We start from the raw sequence: 12,729 nt of genomic DNA, 5'->3' as shown, positions 1-12,729 counted from the left end.
ATAATCACCTACTCTTCAATTAAATTAAGAGACCAAATCTTCCGATAATTCAACGGAGTAATACCCTCTCGTTTTTTAAATAACTCTATAAAATGACTAACATCCTCTATACCTACATCTCGAGAAATTTGAGATATGGCGTCATTGCCAATTCTTAATTTATATTTTGCGGCATTCATTCGTTGGACGATTAAAAACTCATTTGGGGATAGACCTGTATATTTTTTAAACTGTTTAGCCATTTGATACTTGTTTACAGCTACACGCTTTGCCAGTTGGTCAAGTGTCCATTTTCGTTCAAAATCTGTCGTTAAAACCTCCTGTAGTTCAATTACATATGTTGGCATCACTTCCGTATTCTCTGGCTGATGCAGTGAAAGTTTCAATTGCTCACCCAAAATGTGCTGAATTCGTTGTGATATTTCGACTTCATAATAAAACTGATGTTGGTTTAGTAGTGGCCTTATTGACCACATTATTTGTTCAAAGAAATCTAGTGATTTAACCTTTACAACTAGTCCCTCAGCCTCTTTTAGTAGATTGAAATAAGAAGAAACAGCTGATCCATTTACATGCATCCAAAGGAAATTCCATGTCCCTTTTTCTGCTGTCCAATATCTTTGATACTCTCGACAATGTATTAAAAACAAGCTTCCTTTATGTAATGTATACGTTTTGTCCTTGTACTGCAGGAATCCCTCCCCTTCTAACGTCAATACAATTAAATATAAATCAAGCCCACTTCTCTCTGTGAAATAAGGTGCATATGTTTTAAAATAGCCAAACTCATGTAGCGTGTTTAAATGCTCTTTCGCTTTAATAGAAGGACTATCAGTAATCCAAATGGAGTCCTCAGACCAATTGTCTCTATATTGCTGCCACAATTTCATGCTGCTCCCCCGCTAGTCAAGATAATCATATAAAAAGACAATATACTCTAATGCTTTTAGTTATAGATATTAGTATTATTTTCAATAATCATACAGTTTTTACAAGGAGGAAACAAATATGAAACGTGTTCAATATAAGAAACCACGAATCGGCCTATATTCTACTGGATTGGAGGCTTATTGGGCTCAATTCCCTGGCTTACGCGAACGTTTACTCACTTATAATCGCTTTATCGAAAGCAATTTAGCCAAATCTTGTGATGTATCGAATTTTGGTCTAGTTGATACTGTTCAAAAAGCCCGTAAAGCAGGTGATTGGTTTAATGGACAACAAGTAGATATTATTTTTGTCCACGCTGCAACGTATGCAACAAGCGCTACAGTATTACCTGTTCACCAGCATTGCTCAGCAAAAGTGATATTATTGAATTTACAACCAAGTCCACAGCTTAATTATGATGAAACGAATACAGCTGAGTGGCTAGCAAACTGCGGCGCATGTCCTGTACCTGAATTCGCTAATGCTCTCCATCGATCGAATATTTCATATGATGTGATTAATGGTTTACTAGGACTTTCGGAAACACCAGTCGGCACAAGATCTAACGAAAATACCTCACACATGCCCGAAGCACAAAAAGCATGGAAAACTATTAATGAATGGGTACAAGCAGCAAGGATTAAGCATAATTTACAGCAGGCTACTTTTGGTTTTTTAGGTAACACTTATAGTGGTATGCTTGACCTTTATAGTGATTTCACGATGCTCCAAGCACAAACAGGAATTCATATAGAAGTACTGGAAATGTGCGATTTACAGGCTTTACAAGAATATGTGACAACTTCAGATGTTGCTGAAATCGAGCAAATCACACAAGAAATGTTTAACATTGCTGAAGATTCTCCCTCTGAAAAACTCGCTAAAAAGCCAAGCAAAGAACAACTTACACAAGCCTATAAGGTAGCTGCCACACAGCAAAAATTAGTGAAAGAGCATGGATTAGATGCTCTTGCTTACTATTATCACGGGTCTCCAGGAAATGCCTATGAACAGCTGCAAAGCGACTTTATTTTAGGACACTCTCTATTAACAGCTAACGGTATTTCTTGTGCGGGTGAAGGTGATTTAAAAACTGCTGTTGCAATGAAAGTATGCGATACAATTGGTGTCGGCGGTAGTTTTTGTGAAATTGTCTTAACTGATTACAAAGAAGGCACAATCCTGTTTGGACATGATGGACCTTTCCACATCGACATAGCTGAAGGAAAACCTGCGCTTCGTGGAATGGGCGTCTATCACGGTAAGCAAGGGAGTGGCATTTCTGTAGAGGCTAAAGTAAAAACAGGGCCAATTACTTTACTCTATCTAACGCAAACTGTAGAGAGCCGCTTAAAATGGATCATTAGTGAAGCAGAATCTACAGATGGCCGAATTATGACAATAGGAAACACGCAAACGCCGGTTAAATTTTCTCTACATCCGGATGAATATTTTGATACGCTCTTTAAAGAAGCACCAACACATCATTGTGCAATGGCAATAGGGCATAATGCTAGTGTATTCACGAAAATGGCAAAACTTATGGGCACTGAATATAAAGTCGTATAGTAAAGAAATGAAGCTGCCTCACCATTCGGTTTTCACCCTATGAGTCAGCTTTCAATTTGTTATGAACAGCAGAAAAAGCAACTAGTCAGGAGCAACTAGTTGCCTTACATTCATAAAACATGTACTACTCAATCTACTGATAAAACCTCTTGAGTACGTTTGAATAATTCCTCACGCTCATATTTTTCAACTTCTGCTAGCCATTTTTCACCAACTGGCACATTCATCTTCGCACAATATTGATCCCATACGGCACCAAATGGATATGTTTTAAATTCTTCTAATAATGCTAATCGAGCAGTATAATTCCTCTCATCTTGATAACGTTTCAATAAATCATGCGGCATTAATAGTGCATATAGCAGCGCCTTTATCATATTTCGCGTACCAATTGTCCAAGCAGCTACTCGGTTAATACTCGCATCAAAGAAATCTAATCCAATAGCAACTTTATCAAGTGCATCATTACGTACAATTTCAATTGCGATTTCTTTTAGTTCATCATCTAAAATAACGACGTGATCACTATCCCAGCGAACAGGTCTTGATACATGTAAAGCTAATTTGTCTGAAAAAAGGAGCATGGATGAAATTTTATTGGATACTGTTTCAGTTGGATGATAATGCCCAGTATCCATCAGGTAAGTCTTTTTATTTGTTAATGCATAGCCCATGTAAAATTCATGCGACCCAACTACATAAGATTCCGATCCAATACCAAATACTTTACTTTCCACTGCATCAATTAAATATTTTCCGCTTATTTCCTCCGCATAAATAGCATCTAGTGAATCCTTTAGGCGTTTTCTTGGCGTCAGCCGGTCTGCTGGGATATCTTTGTAACCATCAGGAATCCATATATTCATCAAAGAAGGCGTTCCTAATGCTTTACCGAAATACTCCGCTATCTTTCGGCACTTCACACAATGTTCAATCCAGAATTCACGAACTGTTGCATCTGGGCTTGCTAATGTTAAGCCATCTTCCGCTTTCGGGTGTGAGAATAGCGTAGGATTAAAATCTAAACCAATTTGCTGCGTTTTTGCCCACTCGACCCAGTTTTTAAAATGCACCGGTTCTAGTTCATCACGGTCGACTACCTGGCCATTCGTTTCTGCATAAAGAGCATGTAAATTCACGCGATGACGACCTGGAATTAAAGACATCGCGAGTTCTAAATCCGCACGTAACTCCTCTGGCGTACGTGCCTTTCCAGGATAATTCCCTGTTACATCAATACCACCTGATAATTCACTTTTATTCACTTCAAAGCCACCGATATCATCGCCTTGCCAGCAATGAATCGAGACAGGAATTGTTTTTAAAATTTCTAGTGCAGCATCCGTATCAACATCCCATTTACCATAAGCTTCTTTTGCTAAAGCATAACTCTGTTCAACTGTCATTAAAATACCTCCCTATGAAAATGGCTTTATGCTAAGTAAAAAACTGACTTCAACTCTACCGCTACTGGACTGAGGTCTTCATTTGTTTCCATTAATGGCTCCATATACGTCCACCATTTTTGGCAAATCGCAGTGTCAGCCATAGTAGCCCACTTCTCTTCACTCTCAATTTCAACATAAGCAAATAATTGCCCCGTTTCTTCATCTAAAAAAATGGAATAATTATGAGCACCATGCTCTTTCAATTCTACCTTCATGTCATCCCACAGCTCGTCATGTCTCTTTTTATATTCCCCATAGCAATCTTTATAGAGAAACATTTTCGACGCCTTACGAATCATACACGCCATCTCTCCTTTGTAGTTACTGCAGTAAAGTTATTGATAATTTCTTTTGCATCTACTACATGTGGCTCAAACTTTTGAATTGTAAAAGATGATTGGACAAGCTCTCGCCCCTCTGCTATGGATTTTAATGTCCCTTGTGCAATCATTTGAACTAGTAAATTGCCAATAGCTGTCGCTTCTGATGGGCCTGTATAAATAGTTACACCACTTAAGTTAGCGGTCAATTGATTAAGTAAATCATTTTTGGAGCCACCCCCAACAATATGTAGCTTGTCGATTGGTTCATGCGTAATTGCCTCTAAACGCTCCATTTCAATAGCATAAATAATTGATAAATTAGAAAATACACATGCTGTTAGTTCACCAATCGTATGTGGAATTGGTTGCTCCGTTTCCTGGCAATACTGCTTAATTTCTTCAATCATATTAAGCGGGTTTAAAAAACGCTCTTCATTAAAATTAATATATTGTAAGTACGGAGAAACTGTTGCCGCTTCTTTAATAACATGTTCAACAGAGTATTGGCCCGGGTAATGCCGAATGATTTCCTGTAAAATCCACATTCCCATAATATTTTTCAAAAAACGATACGTATTTGAAACGCCCCATTCATTCGTATAGTTATCTTGATAAGCTTGTAGATTTATAATTGGTTCCTTTTTTTCAACACCTAATAATGACCAAGTACCACTACTTAAGTAAGCCCACTGTCCATCTCCCCCTGGTGTCCCTGCAATGGCCGAAGCCGTATCATGGGAAGCCACAGCAACAAACTCGCACTCCGGTAGATCATACGTAGGAAATTGATCTCGTTTTAATTCCCCAATTACTTGCCCCGGCTCAATAAAAGGTGCAAATTGTGATTTCTCTAATCCTATAATCTTTAATAAATTTTCATCAAAATTACGATTCTCTGGATTAAGTAGCTGCATGGTTGATGCATTCGTCATCTCAAGAACCGCTACACCTGTCAGCCTATACGCTAAATAATCTGGTATTAATAGAACATATTTTGTTTGTTGCAGTAATTTCTGATCCTCTTCATATAGTTGGTAAAGCGTATTAAAGTGCTGTAACTGAATACCCGTTTTCAAATATATATCCTCTAGTGGTAAATGTGACTCTATTTTCCCCATCGTATTGGTTGTGCGGCGATCTCTATAACAATATGCCTCCTGCAAGCGTTCACCGTCCTCGCTTACTAGCACATAATCCACAGCCCATGTATCTATCCCCACTGTCACATTATGAAAGCCACGCTTTTTCACCTTCTCAAGACCAACTAAGATTTCCTTAAGTAAATGGTCCATATTCCATAAAGAGCGACCATCTACTTCTGTAAAACCATTCGAAAAGCGATGCATTTCTTCTATTTGTAATTGATCATTTTGTAAAGTCCCCATAACAAAACGCCCACTTGAAGCACCAATATCAATCGCAATATGTGTCATGACCTTCACTCCCATCTCCCAAAGGTGTTATCGCGTAAAGGCTGCTGGTACTCCACCATCGACTGTCATCATACAACCAGTTGTTTTTTCAGATTTCGAAGAAGCAAAATACGCTATGGCCTCAGCAATATCAGAAGGATATATATTTACTAATAATGTATTGCGTTTTTTATAATGTTCTTCTAATTGATCTGGTTCAATGCCGTAAGCTGCCGCACGCTCTTCACGCCATCTAGAACCCCAAATCGCAGAACCTTGTAGTACGGCATCAGGTAATACGGAGTTAACTCGAATCCCATATTCGCCACCTTCAGCTGCAATACATCTCGCTAAATGCGTTTCTAGTGCTTTTATCGCACTATAAGCGGCAGCGTTTTTGCCTGCATAGATGGAGTTTTTAGATCCGACAAATACCATGCTACCGCCAGTTTCCTGTGTCTTCATTTGCTTAAAGGCTTCTCTTGCCACTAAGAAATAGCCAGTGCCTAGAACATCCATATTTAAATTCCATTCTTGCAAAGTCGTTTCATCAAATGGGCTGGAAGTTGCTAAGCCAGCATTATTCACAATAATATCTACACCACCATATGCAAGTGCCGCTTCCTGAAATGCTATTTGTACGTGATCCTCTTTCGTGACATTCATTTGAATAGCGATGGCACGTTGTTCTTTCGATATTTCATTTAGTTCAGTTGCTAACTTTTCAGCACCTTCTAAATTCAAATCTGCTAATACGACATGCGCGCCCTCCTCTGCGAGTTTACGTGCAGTCGCACTACCAATACCGCCCGGTCCTCCGGTAATGAAGGCTACTTTACGAGAAAATTCTTTTTCTTTTGGAGCTAATGATAATTTATATAATTCCAGTGGCCAATATTCAACGTTATAAGACTCATTTTCACTAAGTGACACAAAGTTACCGAGTGTTGTAGCGCCTTTCATCACCGATACAGCACGGTGATATAACGCTCCACTAACTTTGGCATTGTTCTTATTTTTACCTGTATTGACCATACCTACACCAGGAATTAAAATCACACGAGGTGCTGGCTCAAACATAATGTCTCCGTCTTTTTTATGTCGATTAAAATAATCTTCATAATCCTCTTTATATTGTGTAATGCCCTCTTTTATAAGTGTTTTCAACGACTCGGTATCACCACTTGCAGGATCCCATTCTATAAATAATGGCCTCATCTTTGTATGCACAAGGTGGTCAGGACATGCAGCTCCAATTTTAGATAGCTTGCTCGCGTCATGACTATTAACAAATTCTAAAATATCCGCTGCATCATCAAAATCTAATATCATACTGCGTTCCGTACTAACTGCACCTCGTATAACTGGCATAATTGAGGCGGCTATTTCTTTTCGCTTATTTTCTTGCTGATAACCCACCTTGGCTCCGCCAAATGGTGCGCGTGTTTGAAGTCTATGAATATAGTTTTCTGCTTCGTTGATAATTTTAATGGTTTGTTCATATGTCTCCTCAGAAGTATCTCCCCAAGTAACAAGGCCGTGTTTTTCCATCAATACAAGTTCTGCATTTGGATTTTGTACTACACCTTCTGCAATCATTTTCGATAAAGTGAATCCTGGTCGTACATACGGAACCCAAACATAGCGATCACCAAAAATTTCATCGGCTATTTTCTTTCCATTATCAGCACAGCAAAGACTAATAATTGCATCAGGATGCGTATGATCCACGTGTTTAAATGGCAAGAAAGCATGTAAGAGTGTTTCAATCGACATCCTCGGATGCTTAGCATCTAGCATACAATGCGTTAAATATTCCACCATTTCCTCATCTGACATTTCATCGCGTTCAATAAGTGGTCTGATGTCGTCGAGACGAAGTCCTGTGAAGTTGCCGGCACCCATTGTAGCGAGATCCGAGCCACTACCTTTTACCCACATCACTTCTATATCACGTCCACGAAAATCTTTTTCGATCGTTTTCATCGAGGTATTTCCGCCACCCCAGTTACAAACAGATCGATCACTTCCAATTAGATTGGAGCGATACACCAACTCTTCTAATCCTTGCTTCTTCTCTGCTTTTTCTTGCACCCATGTATTTTGTATCATGTCATTACCTCCTGCTATGTTTTTTTAATGAAGAAAAATATCCTCAGTCTACATCAGGACTGAGGACAATTTCTGATTAGTAAACTTCTTTCCACTCTGCAATATTGCTCTTCTCAAATTTGAATGGTTCACCTAACATAATTTGTGTACCATCGCCGTCCTCAACAACTTCTTTTGCACCTGTACGGCCTGCTTCAAATTTATCTCCAACTTCCCCTTCAATATCCCCTTTAATTAGAGCTGAAGCTGTATAACCTGCCGCATAGCCTACATCAATTGGATTCCACAGATACATCCATGGACAAACGCCACTTTCAATATAGCTTGCCATCTCACTTGGAAGACCTAAGCCAGTTAACATCACTTTTCCTTTTAAGCCTTTATCCGTTAAAACTTTACCTGCTGCCGCAATACCAACAGTAGTTGGCGCAATAATTCCTTTCAGCTTTGGATAGGTTTTTAACAACGCTTCTGTTTCTGAAACACTCTTATCTCGTAAGTCGTCACCATATGCTACTTTTACTAACTCAATATCTTTGTACTCATCTTTTTCAAGCTCTTTTTGCATGTATTCAATCCATAAATTTTGGTTTGTTGCTTGAGAGGTTGCACTTAAAATTGCAATTTGACCTTTGCCACCAATCATTTCTGAAATTGCTTCAATTTGTACACGGCCAATTGCTTCTGGATCCGCTTGATTGACGTGTGTAATACGACTCTTAGCATTAACTGCTGAGTCAACTGAAATAACTTTAATTCCTGCATCCATTGCTTTTGTTAAAGCTGGTTGCAATGCATCTGGGTCATTCCCTGTAATCGTAATTGAATCTACTTTTTGTGTAATAAGTTGCTCAATAATTTGAATTTGCGCTTCTGCAGTAGGCTGATCTGGTGCACGTAAAATAGCCTCACCATTTAACTCCTTTATCGCCTCCTCAAAACCGTCCATCATTTTCTCACCGTAAGGATTTCCTGTATTTTTAAAAATAAATGCGTATTTCTTTTGACCACCGTCGTCTTCCTTATCCTTGCTTGGCTTTTGACTATCTCCTGAACTACTACCTTGGCTACAAGCAGCTAAAACACCAAGTAGCAGTACTGATGTCACGATTAACATGAACAACTTCTTCATAAGAACACCCCTTTAAATTTTATATTTGATAAAACATGATTTCCTCTATCTACGCATTTCTTTGACCTTTGGCACTATAACTGCGAATAGTAATAAGGCTCCAATAATAATCATTAAAGTTTGAGATGGGATATTGATCAAACCTAGCCCATATTGCAAATAACCAATGATAAAGATGGCAATAACTGTCCCGATTAATCTCCCTTTTCCTCCAGCAGTACTAATACCACCAAGTGCGGCCATCGCTATGACATCGAGCTCATAGCCATTTGCAATATTTGGCCGAGTACTGCCCATTCGAGATGCTAAAAAAACTGCTGTAAGTGCTGCCATCACCCCCGCTAATGTATAAACAATTAACTTTGTACGATTGACATTTACACCTGAAAACTTGCTAGCGACATCATTATGGCCAATCGCAAATACTCTTCGACCAAAAGAAGTTTTATGGAGTAATAATCCGAACATGACAGCAATAATTACAAAAACAATTAAGATAAATGGAATCCCGAATATATAACCCCATCCAAAGAAGCCAAACCATTCAGGAAAATTCCCAGATGCCTGATCCTCCAAAATGATATAGGCAATTCCTCGATATAAAATCATCGTCGCCAGCGTAACAATAACTGCTGACAATTCAGGAAACTTCGTTATTAATAGCCCATTTAACAATCCACATAGGGCACCAACCAAAAGACAAATGATAACTGCTACTTCCATTGGCATGCCTAGTACATTATAAGCAGTTGCCACTACGACCGAAGAAAGAGCCACAGTCGATCCTACCGAAATATCAATCTCTCTCATAATCATAATGAAGGCAATCGGAAACACGATGAAGGATTTATCTAAAAAGATCATCGTCGCATCTCTTAAACTCGTTACATTTAGAAAGTAGGGTGATAACAATGTATTCAGTACCATTACTCCAATTAAAATTAATACAAGTAACCATTCCCACTGTAGAAAAAATTGCTTCGTCGAAAAGGGCTTATGTGCCTCAAGTTTTCTATGAACATAGGTTTCTTCCATTTTAGACGCCATAAATCACACCCTCCTCTTCAACAAATTATTCCGCTCTACACCGCGTTTCACCATGACATTAAGCAAAACAGCTGCTAAAATAATCGAACCTTCTATTCCCTTTTGCCAAAATGGAGATACATTCAAAAGTGGCAATGCATTATTTAAAATTCCGATTAAAAATGCTCCTAAAATGACGCCACTTAATTTCCCTGCTCCACCAGCAATACTGACACCACCTAAAATACAAGCCGCTATCACACTAAGTTCATAGCCCGTAGCTGTATCACCCTGTGCTGAAGCAAATTTCGATACCCAAAGGACACCACTTAAACCTGATAATCCGCCCATTAATGTATAAACAATAATGAAGACTTTCTTCTCGCTAATCCCAGTTACCTTAGCAGATTCAGGATTACTACCAACCGCATAAATTTGTCTACCTGTACGAGTGTGTCCTATAAAATAAATCGCAAAAGCATAGACAATTAATGCAATAATGATTAACGTATTAACACCTAACAACTTACTCGTAGCAATACCAACAAAACTTTCTGACATTTGATAAGAGCTAATCCACCTACCATCGCTGACCATATACGTTAGCCCGCGGAATATGTTCATCATCGCCAAAGTCGCAATAATCGGTAACACGCCTAAATAGGACACTAATCCACCTATTACAAGCCCACAGACAATGCCGATACCGATCCCCATTAAAATAGCTATAACTGGAGATGTACCTGGATGATTACTCACAAACTGTGCCACAATCATGCCTGACAAAGCCAAGGTGGCCCCTATGGAAAGATCAATTCCTCTTGTCACAAGAACTAGCATCATTCCAACAGCAAGAATTGATAATATCGCTGTATTCGTTGCCATATCACTAATATTCTCTAAAGTTAAAAAACTACTATTTCGAAGCTGCACAGCAATTACTAAAATAACAATGAAAACAAGAAGTCCAATTTCTCGAAATTGCCCTATCTTTGCTAGCTTCGATTCCTTTTTCTCAATATTAGTTGGCAATGTCTCATCCATCATACTGGTAGACAAATTGTTTCCCCTCCTTGTGGCATCTCACCCATTGCCGCAGCAAGAATTGATTCTTGTGATATTTCATGAGGGTCCATTATCTTCACCATACGTCCTTCTCTCATTACGGCTACACGATCACTTAGACCAATTACCTCAGGCATTTCGGAAGAAACTAATATCACGCCATAACCTTGATGTGCCAGCTCATTAATAATTTCGTATATAGCTGATTTCGCACCAATATCTACGCCCTTAGTAGGCTCATCTAAAATGATGATATCTAAATCTGTCATCAATAATTTCGCTACCGAAACCTTCTGCTGATTTCCACCAGATAATGAGCTGACAAGATCAAATACACTTTGTGCTTTCACATTTAATTTTTCTGCTAGCTCTTTTGCTTTAAGTGATTCACTTTTTTCATGAAGCCAGCCACTTTTAGTAAAGCTCTCCAATGTTGGTAGTGTAATATTTCTACCAATTCCCCAAGGAAGAATGAGACCTTGCTTCTGACGGTCCTCTGGCAGGTAACCAACGCCTTGTTTCATCGCATCTTTTGGATTTTTAAACTTTATTTCCTTGCCATGCAGATAAATGAAACCGCTATCATATTTTTCTATACCAAATAATGTTTCGCACAATTCTGTTCTACCTGCACCAACTAAGCCTGTCATACCAAGTATTTCACCTTTCCTTAACGTAAAGGAAACGTCTGCAAAATAGCCAATCTTCCCTAAACTTTCTACACGAAAGATTTCTTTACCGATGTCATGTGTTTTATGTGGGAATACTTGATTGATCTCGCGCCCAACCATAGCGACGATTAAGTTGTCATTTGAAATATCATTTACTGCCCATGACCCTATATAATTTGCATCTCGTAATACTGTTACCTGTGATGCCAATCGATACATATCTTCAAAACGATGAGAAATGAAAATGATAGCTGTTCCTTGATCTCTCAAATCTTCAGCAATACGGTACAACTCTTCACTTTCTCGTGCCGTCAAGGCCGCTGTCGGTTCATCCATAATGATTATTCTTGCATTTGTCGATATTGCCTTCGCAATCTCGACAATTTGCTGTTGCGCTACACTAAGTGTCCCCATATCTTGCTTCGGATTTATAGAGGAGCCTAAAGACTGTAATATTCTTTTAGCTTCTTCGTGCATTTCTTTCCAAAGTAGACGCTTTGTAGTTGGACTTACTTTCTCATGTCCCATGAAGATATTTTCTGTAACATTCAAATCTGGATAATTTGTTACGTGCTGATAAATGGCGGCAATCCCTGCTGCCTTTGCCTCATTAGGATTTGAAAAAGAAACTGCCTTTCCATCTAAGATCATTTCACCCTCATCTGGTTTATGTACACCTGTGATTACTTTGATGAAGGTCGATTTCCCTGCACCATTCTCTCCCATCAGCGCATGAATTTGCCCTTTTTCCAACACAAATGAGACATTATTTAGCGCAGTGACACCAGGGAATTTTTTTGTAATCCCTCTCAATTCCAATACTGTTTCTCCCATAAATTTCACCACCGCCTTCCATTTATTTAATTTTATATTTTCTGAATATTCATTGTAAGGAGTTATCTTTTGGAAAAAGGGGGGTAATCTTCGGATTGTGACGCGGACATGTTATTAAGTTCTGGAATAGAAATTTACGCTATCTTCAACTGCGTATAAAATAATAAACAAAAAGAACAGTTACAAGTTAATGTAACTGCTCTCTAA

10 protein-coding genes are annotated in these 12,729 nt (G+C 38.7%); 1 reads left to right on the top strand and 9 read right to left on the bottom strand.

Features of this window, described 5'->3' with window-relative positions; translation table 11 throughout:
* Nucleotides 1-8: 8 nt before the first annotated feature.
* Nucleotides 9-890 carry a helix-turn-helix domain-containing protein gene (locus MHH98_RS05365; RefSeq protein ID WP_038187552.1) on the bottom strand — a complete coding sequence of 294 codons (882 nt, stop codon included), beginning with the start codon at nt 888-890 and terminating at the stop codon, nt 9-11.
* A 118-nt stretch (nt 891-1,008) separates the two neighbouring features.
* Between MHH98_RS05365 and MHH98_RS05360 the strand changes: the two genes are divergently transcribed.
* Nucleotides 1,009-2,499, top strand: a complete 1,491-nt coding sequence (locus MHH98_RS05360) for an L-fucose/L-arabinose isomerase family protein (RefSeq protein ID WP_340712270.1) — start codon at nt 1,009-1,011, stop codon at nt 2,497-2,499.
* Nucleotides 2,500-2,627: 128 nt separating this feature from the next.
* On the opposite strand, the gene rhaA is transcribed toward MHH98_RS05360, so the two are convergent.
* The 8 genes from rhaA to MHH98_RS05320 all read right to left on the bottom strand — a co-directional run bounded on the left by rhaA (nt 2,628) and on the right by MHH98_RS05320 (nt 12,522).
* Nucleotides 2,628-3,905, bottom strand: coding sequence for an L-rhamnose isomerase (rhaA, locus tag MHH98_RS05355; protein ID WP_340712269.1), 1,278 nt, complete (start codon nt 3,903-3,905; stop codon nt 2,628-2,630).
* A gap of 26 nt (nt 3,906-3,931) precedes the next feature.
* The gene (gene rhaM / locus MHH98_RS05350) at nt 3,932-4,246 is read right to left on the bottom strand and encodes an L-rhamnose mutarotase (protein WP_038187562.1); all 315 of its coding nucleotides are present in this window, start codon (nt 4,244-4,246) and stop codon (nt 3,932-3,934) included.
* Nucleotides 4,243-5,703 carry a rhamnulokinase gene (gene rhaB, locus MHH98_RS05345; protein ID WP_076034329.1) on the bottom strand — a complete coding sequence of 487 codons (1,461 nt, stop codon included), beginning with the start codon at nt 5,701-5,703 and terminating at the stop codon, nt 4,243-4,245. Before rhaB ends, rhaM begins: the two co-directional genes overlap by 4 nt.
* A gap of 27 nt (nt 5,704-5,730) precedes the next feature.
* A complete protein-coding gene (locus tag MHH98_RS05340; RefSeq protein WP_340712268.1) occupies nt 5,731-7,794 on the bottom strand; it encodes a bifunctional aldolase/short-chain dehydrogenase in 2,064 nt (687 codons plus the stop codon).
* Nucleotides 7,795-7,870: 76 nt separating this feature from the next.
* Nucleotides 7,871-8,926 carry a rhamnose ABC transporter substrate-binding protein gene (gene rhaS / locus MHH98_RS05335; RefSeq protein WP_038187570.1) on the bottom strand — a complete coding sequence of 352 codons (1,056 nt, stop codon included), beginning with the start codon at nt 8,924-8,926 and terminating at the stop codon, nt 7,871-7,873.
* 45 nt (nt 8,927-8,971) lie between these two features.
* Nucleotides 8,972-9,973 carry an ABC transporter permease gene (locus tag MHH98_RS05330; RefSeq protein WP_340712267.1) on the bottom strand — a complete coding sequence of 334 codons (1,002 nt, stop codon included), beginning with the start codon at nt 9,971-9,973 and terminating at the stop codon, nt 8,972-8,974.
* 3 nt (nt 9,974-9,976) lie between these two features.
* Entirely contained in the window at nt 9,977-11,011 is a 1,035-nt protein-coding gene (locus tag MHH98_RS05325; RefSeq protein WP_340712266.1) for an ABC transporter permease, read from the bottom strand.
* Nucleotides 10,996-12,522 carry a sugar ABC transporter ATP-binding protein gene (locus MHH98_RS05320; protein ID WP_076034326.1) on the bottom strand — a complete coding sequence of 509 codons (1,527 nt, stop codon included), beginning with the start codon at nt 12,520-12,522 and terminating at the stop codon, nt 10,996-10,998. Before MHH98_RS05320 ends, MHH98_RS05325 begins: the two co-directional genes overlap by 16 nt.
* Between the last annotated feature and the right edge of the window lie 207 nt (nt 12,523-12,729).

Source organism: Viridibacillus sp. FSL H8-0110, assembly GCF_038003565.1.
Lineage (GTDB): Bacteria > Bacillota > Bacilli > Bacillales_A > Planococcaceae > Viridibacillus > Viridibacillus arenosi.
The sequence above is the reverse complement of the archived record's forward strand: the minus strand, read 5'-3'. Positions and strand labels throughout refer to the sequence as shown.